This is a genomic window from Xanthomonas hyacinthi, assembly GCF_009769165.1.
Taxonomy (GTDB): domain Bacteria; phylum Pseudomonadota; class Gammaproteobacteria; order Xanthomonadales; family Xanthomonadaceae; genus Xanthomonas_A; species Xanthomonas_A hyacinthi.
In genome coordinates, this window is the sequence record NZ_CP043476.1 from 1,558,920 (window position 1) to 1,578,201 (window position 19,282).

Sequence of the window (19,282 nt, forward strand, 5' to 3'; positions counted from 1 at the left end):
CCGCTGAACGAGCCAGGAATGCGCGCCGGAGTCCCCTCCCGACATACGACGCCGTATGCAGTATAACCACCTGTGTTAACCCAACCTAATAACAATATCGCCCGTTCAGCTTCATGCGAAGTGGGCATGCGTTCAGCCGAATGAAGCCGGTATCGTTACAGACCGCGTTCCCCGCTACTGGCATGTTCGTCTCCATCCCCTCCCGCGACCGGACCACGCTGCGCTGGGCCACGCCGTTGCTGTTCGCGGCCATGTGGCTGGCGTTCCTGTGGTCGATCAGCCGTCCCGACCAAGCGCGCGCCACGCTGTGGCTGGATTGGGGCGCGCTCTCGGCCGGCGTCGCCAGCCCGCGCGACTGGCTGGCGACGGTGCAGGACGGCAGCGTGCTGCGCCTGTTCACCGCGCTGTTCCTGCATGCGGACTGGTCGCACCTGCTCGGCAACCTGGTGTTCCTGCTGATCTTCGGCCTGCCCGCCGAGCGCGTGCTCGGGCCGTGGCGCTTCCTGCTGTTGTTCCTCGGTGGCGGCGCCCTCTCCAACCTGGCGGCGGTGTTCGCGATCGGCACCCCGGATCGGGTCATCATCGGCGCCAGCGGCGCGGTCTCGGCGCTGATCGGCACTTATCTGGCGCTGTTCCCGCGCGCCAAGCTCGGCGTGGTGCTGCCGCTGGGACTGTTCCTGGAATTCGTGCGCGCGCCGGCCTCGCTGCTGATCGGCACCTGGGCGGCGCTGCAGGTGGTGTTCGCCTATATCGGCCCGGCCTTCGGCATGGTCGCCTGGTCCGCGCACCTGACCGGCTTCACCCTCGGCATGGCCTACGGGCTGTACGTGCGCGCGGCGATCGCGCGGCGCCTGCGCAAGCGCAAGGGCTTCTGAGCCGGCACGCCGCGGCGCTGCCGCGCTCTATACTTCGCGCATGGCCAAGCCCTTGTACAAAGTGACATTCCTCAACCACGGCAAGGTGTACGAGCTGTACGCGCAACACGTGGGCAGCAGTCACCTGTGGGGCTTCAGCGAAATCGGCGCACTGCTGTTCGACCTGCACGACGGCCTGGTCGTCGATCCCACCGAAGAACGCCTGCGCGAGGAATTCGGCGACACCAAGATGCTGCATCTGCCGATGCAGAGCATCGTGCGCATCGAGGAAGTGGAGAAGAAAGGCCAGTCCGCGATCCGCGACGCGGCCACCGGCGAAAAGGTGATCACCCCGTTCCCGATGCCGGGCAAACCGCGCTGAGCCGAGGCGGTTCCCGATCGCGGACAAGCGGTACGTTTCCCATCGGTTCTCTACACCTTGTGGGAGTCGCGACGGGCTTTACCGACAGGACCCTTCGTCGCGGCTGAAGTCGCTCCCACAAGAGGCACCATGCGGATCGAAATGCGCTGAGTTGCTGATGTGCAGGGCTGTGCACGGCGCGTCGTACCCCGGCACCTCCACCGCAGCGCGCCACAGGCCGGCGCGGCGCGCGGCGACCACGGCCTCAGTCGCCCGAAGGCGGCGCCGTCGTATCGATCTTGGGTGCGTCGGGCCTGGGCACGTCGGGCTTGGGCGGCTCGGCCTTCGGTGCGTCGCTCTTCGGCGCCACGCTCTTGGGCGCGAGCGGCGCCGGCTTGGCGACGCTCGGCGCGGTGGCTTTCGGCTTGGCCCTGGCCTGTTTGGCGGCCGCGGCCCTGGCCACCGCGCCGGGCTGCTTCAGTTCGGCCAGCGCCTGCGCGATCGGCGCATCGCCGGGCAGCACGTCGCCGGCGCTATAGCCCTCGGCGCCTTCGTCGTCGCCATGCAGGTGGCCGGGCAGCGTGGCTTCGCTGTAGTCGGCCAGCACCGCCGGCGTGTCCGCGTCCTCCTTGCTCTCATCGGGGCGCAGCACCACGTCCGGCACGATGCCGCTGGCCTGGATCGACTTGCCGCTGGGCGTGAAGTAGCGCGCCGTGGTCAGCTTGACCGAGTCGCCGTTGTCCAGCGGCAGCACGGTCTGCACCGAGCCCTTGCCGAAGGTGCGGCTGCCGACGATGCGCGCGCGCTTGTTGTCGCGCAGTGCGCCGGCCAGCACCTCCGAGGCGCTGGCCGACCCGGCATCGACCAGCGCCACCATCGGCGCGCCGTTGAGCAGATCGCCGGGGGTGGCGTCGAACTTGGAATCGCTGACCGAGATGCGCCCGCGCGTGGTCACGATGGTGCCCTTGTCGAGCAGGTCGTCGGCCACCTGCACCGCCGCGGTCAACAGGCCGCCGGGATTGCTGCGCAGGTCCAGCACCAGGCCGCGCAGCTTGCCGCCGGACTGGGCCTGCAGCTGCTGCAGCTGCTTGTGGAAATCCGCGCCGGTATCGGCCTGGAAGGTGCTGATGCGGATGTAGCCGTAGCCCGGCTCGAGCATGCGGCTGCGCACGCTGGCCACGCGGATGGTCTGCCGGGTCAGGGTCACGTCGAACGGCTTGTCCACTTTCTCGCGCACGATGGTCAGCACCACCTTGCTGCCCGACGCGCCGCGCAACGGCTCCATCGCCTTGACCGCGCTGATCGGCTTGCCGTCGATGGCGACGATGATGTCGCCCGCGCGCACACCGGCGCGCGCGGCCGGGGTGTCGTCGATCGGCGAGACCACCTTGAGCGTGTTGTCCGGCAGCTGCAGCAGCTCCACGCCGATGCCGTCGTAGGCGCCGGTGGCCTGTTCGTCGAAGGCCTCGGCGTCTTCCTTGCTGAAATAGGTGCTGTGCGGATCCAGGTCGAGCAGCAGGCCGCGGATCGCCGACTGCATCAGTTTCTTGTCGTCGACCGGATCGACGTAGGCTTCCTTGACCGCGTTGTACACCGCCACGTAGCGGCGGATCTCGTCCAGCGGCACGCGCGAGGTGGCCGATTCGGTGGCGTCCGGATCGTCGGCACTGGCCGCCGGGGCCGTGGGCGCCTGTTCGCCGGCGCTCTGCGCCATCGACGGCAGCGGCGCCAGAGCAAGCAACAGGGCAGCGGACAGAACTACGCGCATGAAGCACTCCGATTGGGGGGATGGTCTGCGCCGTGCACGGCGCAACTGACCGGATTATGCGCGAAAGCAGGCTAAATTCGCGTTGAATGCGCCGCCGCGGCGGCGCTCAGCGGCGCTGCAGCCACGACGACGGATCCACCGGCTGGCCGTTGCGGCGCAACTCGAAATACAGCGCCGGGCGCCCCTGGCCGCCGGAATTGCCGACCTTGGCCACCGCATCGCCGCGCTTGACCCGCGCGCCGGGATCGCGCAACAGCGTGTCGTTGTGGGCATACAGGCTCATGTAGCCGTTGCCGTGGTCCACGATCAGGATCATGCCGTAACCGGTCATCCAGTCGGAGAACACCACCGTGCCGTCGGCCACGGCGGTGATCGTGCTGCCGGCCGGCGCGGCGATCAGCACGCCGCTGCTGGTGCGCCCGTCGGGCAGCCTGCCGCCATAGCGCGCGATCAGGTCGCCGGACAGCGGCCAGCCCAGGCCGCCAACCTTCAGCGCCGGTGCCGACGCCACCACCTTCGGCGGCACCTTGCTGCCGCCGCGCGCAGGATTCTTCGCCGCAGCCCTGGCCTGCGCGGCCTGTTCGGCGGCGGCGCGTTTGGCCGCCGCGCGGCGCTCGGCCTCGGCCCGCGCCGCCGCCGCGCGCAGATTGGCCAGCAGCGTTTCCAGCGCCTTGGCGTCCTGACCCAGTGCCTTCTCGCGCTCGCTGCGGTCCTGGTAGCGCTCGTCCAGTTCGGACACCAGGCTGGCGCGCTGCTTGCGGTCGCGCTGCAAGGCCGCCGCCTGTTCCTGCTGCTGGCGCTGCGCTGCGCTCAGCTGCTGCTGCTTTGCCGCCACCTCGCGCTGCACCTGCTGCAGCGCCTGCAGCTCTTGGGTCAGCCTGGCGATGCGCTGCGCGCGTTCGCGCTGCAGATAGCGGTGATAGGCCAGCAGCCGGTTGGCATCGGCCACCCGATCCTGCGCCAGCAGCAGCTTCAGCGGCGCGTTGCTGCCGACCGCATACGCCGCGCGCAGCAGCTGCGCCAGTTCGGCGCGCTGTCGCACCAGGCCGCTGCGCAACGCGTCGCGCTTGCGCTCCAGTTCGGCCAGGGTCTGCTGATGCTGGCGCAGCGCCTGCTGGGTCTGCGCCAGGCTGCGCCCGGTCGTGGCCACCTTCTCGTCGGCATCGCGCAACTGCCGCGCGGCGTCGCCGCGCTTGCCTTCCAGCTGGCGCCGCTCCTCGGCCACGCTCTTCAGTTCGCCGCGCACCTTCTCCAGGCGGCGCTCGGCCTCGCGCGGGTTCTGCGCCAGCGCCAGCGCCGCGATCAGCAGCAATGCCGTCGCCGCCAGCAGCCGCGTCGCCGCGCACCGGCAGGCGGGCAGGCGCCGCCGCACCGCGCTGGGCGAGGCGGGGCGCAACGGAGCGGAAACGGTTGCGGGCAAGGGCGGGTCCAATGACTTCAGGCAGGTGCGGATTGTAGCGAAGCGTGTTGTGATCGCCGCACAAGTGGTGCCGCGACTGGCCGGCCCTGTGGAGGTGGGTGATGAAGCGTACGCATGTATCGGTCCTGTTGGCGCTGGCCCTGCTCACCGGTCCCGCCCTGGCGGCGGAAGGCATCAGCAAGGTCAACGGCAGCATCACCGCCGAGGCCGGCAAGCAGTACGGCGATCTGGAAACGGTGAACGGCGGGATCAGCGTCGAATCCGGCGCCCGCGTCGGCGATGTGGAAACCGTCAACGGCGGTCTCAAGATCGCCGACAACGCGCAGGCCAAAGGCCTGTCCACGGTCAACGGCGGCATCCGCGTGGGCCAGCAGGTGCAGATCTCCGATTCCATCGAGACGGTCAACGGCGGCATCTTCGTCGACCGCGGCAGCCGCATCGGCGGCAGCGTGGAGAGCGTCAACGGCGGCATCGGCCTGGTCGTCACGCAGTTGCAGGGCGGCATCGAGACGGTCAACGGCGACATCACCGTCGGCCACGACTCGCACCTCGGCGGCGGGATCGAGATCAAGAAGCCGAGCTTCAGCATGTCGTTCAAGCCGGCGCGCAAGCCGCGCATCATCATCGGCCCGCGCGCGGTGATCGACGGACCGCTGCATTTCGAGCGCGAGGTGACCCTGTACGTGCACCGCAGCGCCAAGACCGGTCCGATCAGCGGCGCCACCGCGCAGCCGTTCGACGGCGACACCGCGCCGGACAACTGATCAGGCATTGCCGACGCCGCCGGCAACGCGTGCGCGGGACTTGCCTATAGAATCGGGATTCCTCAGACCCCCCGGAGCCCCCATGTCCCGCAAGCTTGTGCTGTGCCTGGCCGCCGCGGCCGCGCTGACCGCGTGCAAGCGCGAGGCGCCGGCGCCGGACGCCGATGCCGCGCCACCCGCTCCGGTGACTGCTGCGGCCCACGCCTTCTCTCCCGAGATCACGCCGGCCGACTTCGGCGAGTTGGTCAAGACCCTGTCCTCGGACGCGTTCGAAGGCCGCGGCCCCGGCACCGCGGGCGAGGAGAAAACCGTCGCCTACATCCGCGACCAGATGCAGCGCATCGGCCTGCAGCCGGGCAACGGCGACAGCTGGTTCCAGGACGTGGCGATGACCGAGACCACGGCCGATCCGAACACCACGCTGAAGCTGGAACAGAACGGCACGCCGCGCGAACTGAAGTTCGGCACCGACATGGTGATCGGCACCCGCACCGGCCAGACCGAGGTCAAGATCGACGCCAGCGACATGGTGTTCGTCGGCTATGGCGTGGACGCGCCGGAGCAGAAGTGGAACGACTACGCAGACCAGGACTGGAAGGGCAAGACGGTGGTGATGTTCGTCAACGACCCGGGCTTCCACACCGAGGACGGCGCGTTGTTCGAAGGCAAGCGCATGACCTACTACGGGCGCTGGACCTACAAGTTCGAGGAAGCCGCGCGCAAGGGCGCGGTCGCCGCGCTGATCGTGCACGACACCCCCGGCGCCAGCTACGGCTGGGACGTGGTCAAGAACTCCTGGTCCGGCGCGCAATACGACCTGCCGGCCAAGGACGATCCGGAACCGCGCATCCCCGCGCAGGGCTGGATCACCGCGCAGACCGCCAAGCAGCTGTTCGCCGACGCCGGGCTGGATCTGGACCAGGCCTACAAGGACGCCAGCAAGCGCGGCTTCAAGCCGGTGCCGCTGAAGGCCACGCTGTCGGTGGACCTGAAGAGCACGATCTCCGAGAAGAAATCGCGCAACGTGGTCGGCGTGCTGCCCGGCGGCAGCCGCGCCGACGAAGCGGTGCTGTACATGGCGCACTGGGATCACCTGGGCAAGCACGCGGGCGAAGCCGGCGACAACATCTACAACGGCGCGGTCGACAACGCAACCGGCGTCGCCGGCATCCTCGAGGTCGCCGACGCGTTCGTGCACCAGCAGCCCAGGCCGGAGCGCTCGGTGGTGTTCCTGGCGGTGACGCTGGAAGAGTCGGGCCTGCTCGGTTCCAAGTACTACGTCGCCCACCCGACCTTCCCGTTGAACAAGATCGCCGGCGTCATCAACCTCGACGCCATGCCGGTCGCCGGCCGCGCCAAGGATCTGGTGGTCAACGGTTTCGGCAGTTCCGAACTGGAAGACCTGCTCAAGCCGATCGCCGCCGCGCAGGGCCGCGTGCTGCATGCCGAGTCGTCGCCGCAGAGCGGCTTCTACTTCCGCTCCGATCACTTCAACTTCGCCAAGGCCGGCGTGCCGGCGCTGTACATCGATGGCGGCGAAGACCTGATCGATGGCGGCCTCGATGCCGGCAAGCGCGCCTTCGAGGACTACGGCAAGCACCGCTACCACACGCCCGCCGACCAGTACGATCCGGCCACCTGGAAGCTCGATGGCGTGATGGACGACCTGCAGGCCATCTACGGCGTCGGCAAGGAACTGGCGGCAGGCGACACGTGGCCGAACTGGTATCAGGACAATCCGTTCAGGGCGGCCCGCGACAGCATGATGGGCGACGCCAAGCCGGCAACGGCCGCGCCGGGCAAATGATCGGCTGACGCGTCGCTTCGCGACGGTCGCGACAACGGCGCTGCGGCGCCGTTGTCGTTTCGAACTGTTCTGCACGGCATCGACCATCACCGCTGAAGCTTGAAGCCAGAGCGCCTACCTGTAGGAGCGGCTCTCGTCCCCTTTTCGGGATCAGCCGCGACGGGCGTCCTGATATGGCGTGTTGTAACGGATGGTCCTGAATTCACCCAGAGCCACCGCGACAAGTTTCGTTGCCTGTCACCACCGAGACGCAAACCGATCCAACGCAAGGTCATGGCGCATGACCCGCACAAAAAAACGCCTGGGCACTCGCGCGCCCAGGCGTCTGGTCGAACATTGCGCAGCGAGAGCGCATGGCCGGCCGCATCGTTGCGCGGCCGGCCATGCCACTGCATCAAGCGGCCTGCTTGGCCTTCTCCAGGCTGGCCATGTCGATGACGAAGCGGTACTTCACATCGCCCTTGAGCATGCGCTCGTAGGCCTGGTTGATCTGCGCCATCCCGATCGTCTCGATGTCCGACACGATGCCGTGCTTCGCGCAGAAGTCGAGCATCTCCTGGGTCTCGCGGATGCCGCCGATCAGCGAACCGGCCAGCTGCCGGCGCTTCATGATCAGGTTGAACACGGTCGGCGACGGATGCGGTTCGGCCGGTACACCGATCAGCGTCATCGTGCCATCGCGCTTGAGCAGGGCCAGGAACGCGTCCAGGTCGTGCGCGGCGGCGACAGTGTTGAGGATGAAGTCGAAGCTGTTGGCATGCGCCGCCATCTGCTGCGGCAGCTTGGACACCACCACTTCGTCGGCGCCCAGACGCAAGGCATCGTCCTTCTTGCCCGCCGAGGTGGTGAACAGCACCACATGCGCGCCCATCGCGTGCGCGATCTTCACGCCCATGTGGCCCAGGCCGCCCAGGCCGACGATGCCGACCTTCTTGCCCGGCCCCACCTTCCAATGGCTCAGCGGCGAATAGGTGGTGATGCCGGCGCACAGCAGGGGCGCCACCGCCGCGAGGTCCTTTTCGGCGTGACCGATACGCAGCACGTACTTCTGGTCGACCACGATATGGTCGGAGTAGCCGCCATAGGTGTTCTCGCCGCCGAACATGGGACCGTTGTAGGTACCGACAAAACCGTTTTCGCAGTACTGCTCTTCGCCATCGGCGCAGGAGGCGCAATGCCGGCAGCTGTCGACCATGCAACCGACGCCAGCCAGGTCGCCGACCTTGAAGGCCTCGACCTGGTCGCCGACCGCAGTCACGCGCCCGACGATTTCATGTCCGGGTACGGACGGATACTGGGTGTTGTGCCATTCGTTGCGCGCCGTATGCAGGTCGGAATGGCAGACGCCGCAATAGAGGATCTCGATGCTGACGTCGTGCGGTCCATTCGCGCGGCGCTCGAACGCATAGGGGGTCAGCGGTTGATCCGACGCCAGTGCGGCGTATCCATTGGCTTGACTCATGGGAGGGTTCTCTGGTGACGGGGGAAGGGACTGCGGCATGCGCGGCCTCGATGCCGTCGGAGCCGGCAGCGCACGTCAAAGCTGGCATAGCGGACAAAAAGTCTAAGCCGACAGGCATTAAAAGCGCGCATCGTCGGTGGAACGGAGCGAGCCATGCAGGCGCAGGGCAAACGCACCGGGAAGCGTCATCGCAGGACGCAGGTGAACCGCGCCGGATTCCGTGGAGCCGGGGCGGTTCCGGTTCACCGGAGCAAGACGGAGATGCATCGCTGCCGGCCGCAGGCCACTTGGGCGTGGAGGAGCGCGGGTCGCTGCGCGCGTGGTGAGCGCACAGAAGACGGAGGTGCGCGCGCTTTTGCTTTTGGCAGCGCGCAATAAAAAATCCCCGTCCTGGTGGACGGGGATTTGGGGTAAAGCCCCTGGCGATGACCTACTCTCGCATGGCTTGAGCCACACTACCATCGGCGCAGCTGCGTTTCACTTCCGAGTTCGGGATGGGATCGGGTGGTTCCACAGCGCTAATTTCACCAGGGAGACGGTTGGAGTGTCGCCGCGATGCGTCTTCGAACAGCGCACGTGTGTGCGGTGTGGGAAGGACGGCATTGGGCGCCAGCCTCTCATAGGGTGTGACGTAGCGAGCGCTTGGATAGCTATCGACGTGTGTCGTGCTAAGGGATGCTTGGAAGCACCTTGAGGTTATATGGTCAAGCCGCACGGATCATTAGTATCAGTTAGCTCAATGCATTGCTGCACTTACACACCTGACCTATCAACCACGTAGTCTCCATGGTTCCTTAAGGGGGCTTGTGCCCCGGGAAGTCTCATCTTGAGGCGCGCTTCCCGCTTAGATGCTTTCAGCGGTTATCGCTTCCGAACATAGCTACCCGGCAATGCCACTGGCGTGACAACCGGAACACCAGAGGTTCGTCCACTCCGGTCCTCTCGTACTAGGAGCAGCCCCTCTCAAACTTCCAACGCCCATGGCAGATAGGGACCGAACTGTCTCACGACGTTCTGAACCCAGCTCGCGTACCACTTTAAATGGCGAACAGCCATACCCTTGGGACCGACTACAGCCCCAGGATGTGATGAGCCGACATCGAGGTGCCAAACACCGCCGTCGATATGAACTCTTGGGCGGTATCAGCCTGTTATCCCCGGAGTACCTTTTATCCGTTGAGCGATGGCCCTTCCATACAGAACCACCGGATCACTAAGACCTACTTTCGTACCTGCTTGATCCGTCGATCTTGCAGTCAAGCACGCTTATGCCTTTGCACACAGTGCGCGATGTCCGACCGCGCTGAGCGTACCTTCGTGCTCCTCCGTTACTCTTTAGGAGGAGACCGCCCCAGTCAAACTACCCACCATACACGGTCCCCGATCCGGATTACGGACCTAGGTTAGAACGTCAAGCACGACAGGGTGGTATTTCAAGGTTGGCTCCACCACAGCTAGCGCCATGGTTTCATAGCCTCCCACCTATCCTACACAGACGAACTCAACGTTCAGTGTAAAGCTATAGTAAAGGTTCACGGGGTCTTTCCGTCTTGCCACGGGAACGCTGCATCTTCACAGCGATTTCAATTTCACTGAGTCTCGGGTGGAGACAGCGCCGCTGTCGTTACGCCATTCGTGCAGGTCGGAACTTACCCGACAAGGAATTTCGCTACCTTAGGACCGTTATAGTTACGGCCGCCGTTTACTGGGGCTTCGATCAAGAGCTTCGCCTTGCGGCTGACCCCATCAATTAACCTTCCAGCACCGGGCAGGCGTCACACCCTATACGTCCACTTTCGTGTTTGCAGAGTGCTGTGTTTTTGATAAACAGTCGCAGCGGCCTGGTTTCTGCGACCCTCTTCAGCTATAGCTCGCATGAGCCACCAAAAAGGGTGCACCTTCTCCCGAAGTTACGGTGCCATGTTGCCTAGTTCCTTCACCCGAGTTCTCTCAAGCGCCTGAGAATTCTCATCCTACCCACCTGTGTCGGTTTACGGTACGGTCTGCGTAAGCTGAAGCTTAGGAGCTTTTCCTGGAAGCGTGGTATCAGTGACTTCGTCTAAAAGACTCGTCTCGGTGCTCGGTCTTAAAGGATCCCGGATTTGCCAAAGATCCAAACCTACCGCCTTTCCCCGGGACAACCAACGCCCGGTACACCTAACCTTCTCCGTCCCTCCATCGCACTTACGCGAGGTGCAGGAATATTAACCTGCTTCCCATCGACTACGGCTTTCGCCCTCGCCTTAGGGGCCGACTCACCCTGCGCCGATTAACGTTGCGCAAGGAAACCTTGGGCTTTCGGCGTGCGGGTTTTTCACCCGCATTATCGTTACTCATGTCAGCATTCGCACTTCCGATACCTCCAGCGGACTTCTCAATCCACCTTCGCAGGCTTACGGAACGCTCCTCTACCGCGCATCGCTTAACGCGATGCACCCCAAGCTTCGGTTCACTGCTTAGCCCCGTTAAATCTTCCGCGCAGACCGACTCGACCAGTGAGCTATTACGCTTTCTTTAAAGGGTGGCTGCTTCTAAGCCAACCTCCTGGCTGTCTGTGCCTTTCCACATCGTTTTCCACTTAGCAGTGAATTTGGGACCTTAGCTGTGGGTCTGGGTTGTTTCCCTTTTCACGACGGACGTTAGCACCCGCCGTGTGTCTCCCGGATAGTACGTACTGGTATTCGGAGTTTGCAATGGTTTGGTAAGTCGCGATGACCCCCTAGCCATAACAGTGCTCTACCCCCAGCAGTATTCGTCCGAGGCGCTACCTAAATAGCTTTCGAGGAGAACCAGCTATCTCCGGGTTCGATTAGCTTTTCACTCCTAATCACACCTCATCCCCTACCTTTGCAACGGGAGTGGGTTCGGGCCTCCAGTCAGTGTTACCTGACCTTCACCCTGGGCATGACTAGATCACCCGGTTTCGGGTCTACTGCCCGCGACTATGCGCCCTTATCAGACTCGGTTTCCCTTCGCCTCCCCTATACGGTTAAGCTTGCCACGAACAGTAAGTCGCTGACCCATTATACAAAAGGTACGCAGTCACTCTTGCGAGCTCCTACTGCTTGTACGCACACGGTTTCAGGATCTATTTCACTCCCCTCTCCGGGGTTCTTTTCGCCTTTCCCTCACGGTACTGGTTCACTATCGGTCGGTCAGGAGTATTTAGCCTTGGAGGATGGTCCCCCCATGTTCAGACAGGGTTTCACGTGCCCCGCCCTACTCGTCTTCACTGGAATGGCCCTTTTAAATACAGGGCTATCACCTTCTATGGCCAACCTTTCCAGGTTGTTTTTCTAGAACCATACCAGCTTAAGGGCTAGTCCCCGTTCGCTCGTCACTACTTAGGGAATCTCGGTTGATTTCTTTTCCTCCGGTTACTTAGATATTTCAGTTCACCGGGTTCGCTTCCAGCAGCTATGTATTCACTGCAGGATACTGCCGAAGCAGTGGGTTTCCCCATTCGGATATTGCCGGATCAAAGCTTGTTGCCAGCTCCCCGACACTTTTCGCAGGCTGCCACGTCCTTCATCGCCTCTGACCGCCAAGGCATCCACCGTGTGCGCTTATTCGCTTGACCATATAACCTCAAGTTGCCTCGAGGTCATGCTGAGTCCGGGGGTACAACGCCCGGACGCGAACTATAACGACTCACTCTAGGGACTCGAAGTCCCCGCCTTAGCCACAACGACACGTCGAGATAGTTGATCTCAAACGCTCGCTACGTCACAAATTTTAAAAGAACACGCACCAGCCTCACTGCTGGCGCATCTAAATTCTTCGTGTGCTTCATACATTCAGAGTGGTGGGTCTGGGAGGACTCGAACCACCGACCTCACCCTTATCAGGGGTGCGCTCTAACCACCTGAGCTACAGACCCAAAGTCTTGGCTCTCGCAGTTCCCTTAGACAGTCCGCACACCGATGTGCGGGCGCTTGCAGAGGGATCTGCAATCTGGTGGAGCCAGTCGGGATCGAACCGACGACCCCCTGCTTGCAAAGCAGGTGCTCTCCCAGCTGAGCTATGGCCCCGAAATCGGGGTGCCCCGCCCTGTGGCGGAACTCTCTGAATGCAGGTGACTTGTGAGGACGCCTGACAGGCGTAGCTGTCATGCTCAAAAGGAGGTGATCCAGCCGCACCTTCCGATACGGCTACCTTGTTACGACTTCACCCCAGTCATCGGCCACACCGTGGCAAGCGCCCTCCCGAAGGTTAAGCTACCTGCTTCTGGTGCAACAAACTCCCATGGTGTGACGGGCGGTGTGTACAAGGCCCGGGAACGTATTCACCGCAGCAATGCTGATCTGCGATTACTAGCGATTCCGACTTCATGGAGTCGAGTTGCAGACTCCAATCCGGACTGAGATGAGGTTTCTGGGATTGGCTCACTCTCGCGAGTTTGCAGCCCTCTGTCCTCACCATTGTAGTACGTGTGTAGCCCTGGTCGTAAGGGCCATGATGACTTGACGTCATCCCCACCTTCCTCCGGTTTGTCACCGGCGGTCTCCTTAGAGTTCCCACCATGACGTGCTGGCAACTAAGGACAAGGGTTGCGCTCGTTGCGGGACTTAACCCAACATCTCACGACACGAGCTGACGACAGCCATGCAGCACCTGTCTCACGGTTCCCGAAGGCACCTATCCATCTCTGGAAAGTTCCGTGGATGTCAAGACCAGGTAAGGTTCTTCGCGTTGCATCGAATTAAACCACATACTCCACCGCTTGTGCGGGCCCCCGTCAATTCCTTTGAGTTTCAGTCTTGCGACCGTACTCCCCAGGCGGCGAACTTAACGCGTTAGCTTCGATACTGCGTGCCAAGTTGCACCCAACATCCAGTTCGCATCGTTTAGGGCGTGGACTACCAGGGTATCTAATCCTGTTTGCTCCCCACGCTTTCGTGCCTCAGTGTCAGTGTTGGTCCAGATGGCCGCCTTCGCCACAGATGTTCCTCCCGATCTCTACGCATTTCACTGCTACACCGGGAATTCCGCCATCCTCTACCACACTCTAGTTGCCCAGTATCCACTGCAATTCCCAGGTTGAGCCCAGGGCTTTCACAACGGACTTAAACAACCACCTACGCACGCTTTACGCCCAGTAATTCCGAGTAACGCTTGCACCCTTCGTATTACCGCGGCTGCTGGCACGAAGTTAGCCGGTGCTTATTCTTTGGGTACCGTCAGAACAATCGGGTATTAACCGACTGCTTTTCTTTCCCAACAAAAGGGCTTTACAACCCGAAGGCCTTCTTCACCCACGCGGCATGGCTGGATCAGGCTTGCGCCCATTGTCCAATATTCCCCACTGCTGCCTCCCGTAGGAGTCTGGACCGTGTCTCAGTTCCAGTGTGGCTGATCATCCTCTCAGACCAGCTACGGATCGTCGCCTTGGTGGGCCTTTACCCCGCCAACTAGCTAATCCGACATCGGCTCATCTATCCGCGCGAAGCCCGAAGGTCCTCCGCTTTCACCCTAAGGTCGTATGCGGTATTAGCGTAAGTTTCCCTACGTTATCCCCCACGAAAAGGTAGATTCCGATGTATTCCTCACCCGTCCGCCACTCGCCACCCATGGCATTGCTACCACTGTGCTGCCGTTCGACTTGCATGTGTTAGGCCTGCCGCCAGCGTTCACTCTGAGCCAGGATCAAACTCTTCACTTAAAATTACAGACCCGAAGGTCAATACTTTGATATGCAGAGCTCAAACCAAGCCTACGTCTCGCTTGCTTAGCAATTGATTTGTTGCGCTTGATTCGAACGTCTGCAAGATGGACATACTTCCACCTGCAGGCGCCCTCACAAGTTACCTGCGCACACTGTCAAAGAACGTCGGGGCCGGCCTCAGCGCCTTTCCCGTGTCACGGCGACGTTTCCGTCGCAGCGAGCCGCCCATTATAGCGGGCTTTTTCCTTCCGTCAACACCGCGTTTCGAGGCCCTGACGCCGCTCCAACTCCAAACCCGAAGGCCTTTCGCCGAACCGAGCCGCACATCATAACGGCTTTTTTGTTGCCGTCAATACCCTGATTTATCAGGAGGTTGACGTCGCTTCTTACGGAAGACCCTGAGGTCTTTTCGTTGAAGCGAGCCGGCCATATTAGCCGTTTTTTTCACACCGTCAACACCAGATGTTCGCCAGGTGTTTCCGGCTCCGCTTCGCTTCTATCGAGCCGAAGATCGGCAGCTGCGTAGCGGGCCGCGCAGTCTACCGGGCCAGGAAAAAACGTCAACCGCTTTCTTGCGCTCGGTGTGTATGCGGCCATTGCAGACACTTCCCGGCAGCGTTCCCATTGTAGAACGCGCACGCACCACGTCCGCGCGCGTCGGCGGCGGCCTCACGCCGCTGCTGCCGTTGGCGGCGCGCTTGGCCGAGAATGCGGGTTCACCCCCTGCAGGACCTCGCAATGCCCTCCACTACCGGACGCTCCCTATGGCGCGACGCCTCACTGCCGGCGCTGGTCGCCGGCTTCGTCACCGTGCTGGTCGGCTTCGCCAGTTCGGCGGTGATCGTGTTCCAGGCCGCACGCACGCTGGGCGCCTCGCAGGCGCAGATCGCGTCGTGGATGTGGGCGCTGGGGCTGGGCATGGGCATCACCTGCATCGGCCTGTCGCTGCGCTACCGGATGCCGGTGGTGACGGCCTGGTCCACGCCCGGCGCGGCGATGCTGATCAGCAGCGGCGGCGGCTTGCCGCTGTCCGATGCCATCGGCGCGTTCGTGCTGGCCGCGCTGCTCGGTACCGCGGCTGGGTTCTCCGGCATCTTCGAGCGGATGATCCGGCGCATTCCGGTGTCGCTGGCCTCGGCGATGCTGGCCGGGGTGCTGCTGCGCTTCGGCCTGGACGTGTTCGTGGCGATGCAGAGCCAACTGGGCATGGCGCTGGCGATGTTCGCGGTCTACCTGCTGGGACGCCGCGCATTCCCGCGCTACGCGGTGATCGCGACGCTGGCGGTGGGCATCGCGATCGCCGCCGGCAGCGGCACGCTGCATCTGGAAACCGCGCAGCTGCGCCTGGCGCGGCCGGTATGGGTCTGGCCGACGCTGTCGTGGCAGGCGCTGTTCGGCATCGCGCTGCCGCTGTTCGTGGTGACGATGGCCTCGCAGAACCTGCCCGGCGTGGCGGTGATCCGCGCCTCCGGCTATGCGGTGCCGATCTCGCCGACGATCGGCTGGATCGGCGTGGTCAATACGCTGCTGGCGCCGTTCGGCGCCTTCGGCCTGAACCTGGCGGCGATCACCGCGGCGATCTGCATGGGCCGCGAGGCACAGGAAGATCCGCAGCGGCGCTACATGGCCGCGGTGTTCGCCGGTCTGTTCTACCTGCTGATCGGCCTGTTCGGGGCGACCGTGGCGGCGCTGTTCGCCGCGTTCCCGAAGGAACTGGTGATGGCGATCGCCGGCATCGCGCTGTTCGGCACCATCGGCAACAGCCTGGCGATGGCGCTGAAGGACGAGGGCGAGCGCGAGCCGGCGCTGATCACCTTCCTGGTCACCGCATCGGGCTTGTCGCTGTTCGGCATCGGCGCCGCGTTCTGGGGCCTGCTGGCCGGTGCGGCGACGGCGCTGCTGTGGCGGCGCACGCGCTGAGCGCACGCCGCCACGGCGTCGCTCAGCGCGGGTCGCGCAGCTGCAGCAGCCAGTGGGTGGAGACGCCGGACGGACTGGGCAAGGGTTCGAAATCGAACTGGCGATGCGCCGGTGCGGCGGCTTCGATGCGCAGCGGCAAGCGGCACGCCCCTGCCGCAGCAAGCTGGCGATGCGCTGCGTTTCCGCGGCGGCGGCATCGCTGGCGTACAGCCGCTCCAGCTCGCAGCCGACCAGCTCGGCGATCTCGCGCTGGTACAGCGCCGCGAAGGCGTCGTTGACGAACGCCAGCCGGCTGGGGCGGCCGTCATTGCCGCGTTCGATGATCGCCACCGGTTCGCGCAGCCGCGACAACGAGGCCTCCAGCAGCGCGAAATCCTGCTGGAAGCGCTTGCGCTCCATCAGCTCGATCAGCACCCGCAGGCTGCGCGCCGACTCCAGGCTCAGCGGCGACCATGGCCGCGCGCGGCCGCGCACGGTTTCCTGCCACAGGTCGAAGCTCTTGCGCGGCGACAGGCGCGAGTTGGGAATGTCCTGCAGCTTGGACAGCTGCGGGTTGCCGGCCCAGTTGACCGTGCGCACCTGTTCGCGGCGGGTCCACAGCAGCGCGCTGCGCGCCTGCGGCATCAGCGGTACGATGGAACACCGCCACGCCGTCGGCATCGACCACGTCGAGCAGGTCCGAGGCCATGTCGTCGAGCAGGTCGCCGGTCAGGGCCTCGGCTTCGTTGAAGTTGGTGATCAGCTTCTCGCGCACGGTCAGCAGCACCGATTCGATGCGCGCGCGCCACCGCGGTCAGCGCGCCGATGCGCCCGGCCAGGGCGCGGCCGACCGCGTCGGCGACGTCGCGCATCTCGTGGTTGCAGAAGTACGGGCGGTAGTGATGGCAGGCGATCAGCCCCCACAGCGCGTCGTTGACCACGATCGAGGCCACCAGGGTGGCGCTGACGCCCATGTTGGCCAGGTATTCCAGGTGCACCGGGGAGACGCTGCGCAGGCTGACGTCGCTCAGGTCCACCGGCGCGCGCAAGCGCGGATGCAGGACCGGCTGGATCGGCGAGGGGATGTAGCCGACGTCGGCGATCTGGCGCACGCGGTTGCGCAGGTACAGCGTGCGCGCCTGCGCCGGAATGTCGCTGGCCGGATAGTGCAGGCCGAGATAGGACTCCAGCTCGGGCGCGCGCGCCTCGGCCACGACATCGCCGTTCCACTCGTCGTCGAAGCGGTAGATCATCACCCGGTCGTAGCCGATCAGCGTGCGCAGGCTCTTGGCCGCACGCTGGCAGGCCTCGTCGATGCTGCTGTCGGTCTCGAGCCGGCGCAGCAGCGGCAAGGCCTCGCGCAAGGTGGCGTCGGCGAGCGGCGCACCGCGCGGCTCCAGTTCCAGCAGCCACTGCTCCGGGTACAGGTGCCAGGCGCCGGCCCAGCGCTGCCGCGGGGCGGTGGCGCGGCGCGGGAAGCCGACGTCGCTGTAGCCAAGCTTGGTGCGTTCGGCGGCGTCCGCCGACGCCCACGGGTCCTGCAGCGTCAGCACCGCGTCGTAGGGTCGGCCAGCGGCACGCCGATCAGGTCGGCGGCGCTGGTGCTGGCCTGCACGATGCGGCCGTCGCCGGGTTCGATCACCAACAGCACGCCATGCGGCTGGATCGATGGATCGGCTCGCGCGCACAGGCGGCCATGTCCAGGGGCGCGACGGTCTCGCTCATGCAACTGCCTCCAGGGCGAAGTGGGTGTGGAAGTGCGCGAACATCGCGCGGGCGCCGCCGACTGCGGCCTGGCGCAGCGCCGGGGTGGGCAGGGCCTGCTCCAGGCGTTGCTGGATATGTGGCTCCAGCCGACGCGGTGGCGGTGGCGGCGCGCAGGTCCGCGCCCTTCGAACTGAGCGATTCATCCGCCGGCCGCGGCGCGGGTGGGATCGGGACAGGCGCTAAGCGGCAGCGGCCGCACGCTCCGGCAGGCGCGCGCGGCGCCAGGCCAGGACCCAGCCGACGGCCAGCAACAGCGCGGCCAGCAGCCACGGCGCACCGGGCAGATGCGCCGGGGCGTTGTTGCCGATGAACAGCGCGAATACCCACGCGTACAGCAGCGGCCCGACGATGCCGGCCAGGCTGACCAGGCTCATCAACGCGCCCTGCACGCGGCCCTGCGCATCGGCGCCGACGTGGCGGGTGACGATCGCCTGCGCGGACGGCGCGGCCACCGCCCACAGCGCGCTGACCGGCACCCCGAGCAGGAACATCGCGCCGCTGCCGGCGACGCTGTAGATGGCGAAGCCGGCCACCCCGCAGCCCAGCCCGAACAGCAGCGCGCCGCGTTCGCCGAGCCGGCGCACCACGCGCGCGACCAGTAGCGCGTTGACCACGATGCTGCACACCCCGACCAGGGCCAGCACCCAGCTGACCTGCTTCGGTCCCCACTGGTATTGGTACTCGGCGAACAGCACGAAGATGCTCGGATACACGTAGTGCGCCAGGTTGGCCAGGAAGATCACCGCGGCCAGCGCGAACACCTGCGGGTAGCTGCGCAGCAGCCGCAGCGCGCCGAACGGATTGGCGTGCGCCCAGTCCAGGCGCGGCGTGCGCCGCTCCGGCGCCAGCGATTCGGGCAGCACCCACAGGCCGTAGAGAAAGTTGAGCAGCGCCAGCGCCGCGGCGAACCAGAACGGCGCGCGCAGATGGTAGCTGCCCAGCCAGCCGCCGAGCAGCGGCCCGATCACGAAGCCGAGCCCGAACGCGGCGCCGATCATGCCGTAGGCCTGGGCGCGCTTGTCCGGCGTGGTGATGTCGGCGATGTAGGCGTTGGCGGTGGTGAAGCTGGCCGCGAACACGCCCGACACCACCCGCGCCAGCAGCAGCAGCGGCAGGCTCTGCGCCAGCGCCATCACCACGAAGTCCACGCCCAGCCCCAGGCACGAGGCCAGGATCACCGGGCGCCGGCCGTAGCGGTCGGACAGCGCGCCCTGCAGCGGCGAGCCGACGAACTGCAGCGCGGCGAACAGGAAACCGAACCAGCCGACCCACTTGGCGGCCGTGGCGAAATCGCCGCCGGTGAAGCCGCGCACCAGCCCGGGCAGCACCGGAATGATGACGCCGAAGGCCAGCACATCGATCAGCAGGGTAATGAAGATGAAAACGAGGGCGGCGCGGCGCGTGCGCGCAGCAGGGGGCGAGGAATGCACGGCATGGTCTCCCGATGGAGGCGGCAGTGTAATCGGCAGGCGTGGGGTTGCGGGTGGGGCTGGGGGCGCGGCGGCAGCGGCTGCG

The 19,282-nt window shown here is 64.9% G+C and carries 9 protein-coding genes, 2 tRNA genes, 3 rRNA genes and 1 pseudogene; 5 read left to right on the forward strand and 10 right to left on the reverse strand.

From position 1 onward, the window contains the following. The first annotated feature begins 182 nt into the window (after positions 1-182). Positions 183-875 (forward strand): rhomboid family intramembrane serine protease, encoded by a 693-nt coding sequence (locus FZ025_RS07025; RefSeq protein WP_046980640.1) that lies wholly within the window; start codon positions 183-185, stop codon positions 873-875. Positions 876-915: 40 nt separating this feature from the next. Next, positions 916-1,236 (forward strand): DUF1820 family protein, encoded by a 321-nt coding sequence (locus FZ025_RS07030; RefSeq protein ID WP_046980641.1) that lies wholly within the window; start codon positions 916-918, stop codon positions 1,234-1,236. Between the two features lie 244 nt (positions 1,237-1,480). Here the strand turns inward: FZ025_RS07030 and FZ025_RS07035 are convergent, their stop codons facing one another. Then, complete coding sequence (locus FZ025_RS07035) at positions 1,481-2,983, reverse strand: S41 family peptidase (RefSeq protein WP_046980642.1); 1,503 nt, start codon at positions 2,981-2,983, stop codon at positions 1,481-1,483. Between the two features lie 106 nt (positions 2,984-3,089). Next, complete coding sequence (locus FZ025_RS07040; protein ID WP_386269725.1) at positions 3,090-4,403, reverse strand: murein hydrolase activator EnvC family protein; 1,314 nt, start codon at positions 4,401-4,403, stop codon at positions 3,090-3,092. A gap of 101 nt (positions 4,404-4,504) precedes the next feature. Between FZ025_RS07040 and FZ025_RS07045 the strand changes: the two genes are divergently transcribed. Together FZ025_RS07045 and FZ025_RS07050 are read left to right on the forward strand one after the other, a co-directional pair. Further along, positions 4,505-5,167 carry a DUF4097 family beta strand repeat-containing protein gene (locus tag FZ025_RS07045; protein ID WP_046980643.1) on the forward strand — a complete coding sequence of 221 codons (663 nt, stop codon included), beginning with the start codon at positions 4,505-4,507 and terminating at the stop codon, positions 5,165-5,167. Between the two features lie 82 nt (positions 5,168-5,249). Next, positions 5,250-6,974, forward strand: a complete 1,725-nt coding sequence (locus FZ025_RS07050) for a M28 family metallopeptidase (RefSeq protein WP_046980644.1) — start codon at positions 5,250-5,252, stop codon at positions 6,972-6,974. Between the two features lie 394 nt (positions 6,975-7,368). Here the strand turns inward: FZ025_RS07050 and FZ025_RS07055 are convergent, their stop codons facing one another. The 6 genes from FZ025_RS07055 to FZ025_RS07080 form a co-directional block, all read right to left on the reverse strand. After that, entirely contained in the window at positions 7,369-8,436 is a 1,068-nt protein-coding gene (locus FZ025_RS07055; protein WP_046980645.1) for an NAD(P)-dependent alcohol dehydrogenase, read from the reverse strand. A 417-nt stretch (positions 8,437-8,853) separates the two neighbouring features. Continuing rightward, positions 8,854-8,968: ribosomal RNA gene (gene rrf / locus FZ025_RS07060) — 5S ribosomal RNA — on the reverse strand. A gap of 168 nt (positions 8,969-9,136) precedes the next feature. Next, positions 9,137-12,016: ribosomal RNA gene (locus FZ025_RS07065) — 23S ribosomal RNA — on the reverse strand. Between the two features lie 223 nt (positions 12,017-12,239). Next, positions 12,240-12,316 (reverse strand) — tRNA-Ile (locus FZ025_RS07070). A 75-nt stretch (positions 12,317-12,391) separates the two neighbouring features. Continuing rightward, positions 12,392-12,467: transfer RNA gene (locus tag FZ025_RS07075), tRNA-Ala, on the reverse strand. An 86-nt stretch (positions 12,468-12,553) separates the two neighbouring features. Continuing rightward, a 16S ribosomal RNA gene (locus tag FZ025_RS07080) occupies positions 12,554-14,098 on the reverse strand. The 16S, 23S and 5S rRNA genes sit together here with 2 tRNA genes alongside, the layout of an rRNA operon. Positions 14,099-14,839: 741 nt before the next feature. On the opposite strand from FZ025_RS07080, the gene FZ025_RS07085 reads away from it, so the two are divergent. Further along, on the forward strand, positions 14,840-16,021 hold the full coding sequence (locus tag FZ025_RS07085) for a benzoate/H(+) symporter BenE family transporter (protein ID WP_046981555.1): 1,182 nt from the start codon (positions 14,840-14,842) through the stop codon (positions 16,019-16,021). 22 nt (positions 16,022-16,043) lie between these two features. On the opposite strand, the pseudogene FZ025_RS07090 reads toward FZ025_RS07085, so the two are convergent. Then, positions 16,044-17,725 (reverse strand): annotated as a pseudogene (locus FZ025_RS07090) (GAF domain-containing protein). 221 nt (positions 17,726-17,946) lie between these two features. Continuing rightward, positions 17,947-19,197: a TCR/Tet family MFS transporter gene (locus tag FZ025_RS07100; RefSeq protein ID WP_104558425.1), complete on the reverse strand. Its 1,251-nt coding sequence runs from the start codon at positions 19,195-19,197 to the stop codon at positions 17,947-17,949. Between the last annotated feature and the right edge of the window lie 85 nt (positions 19,198-19,282).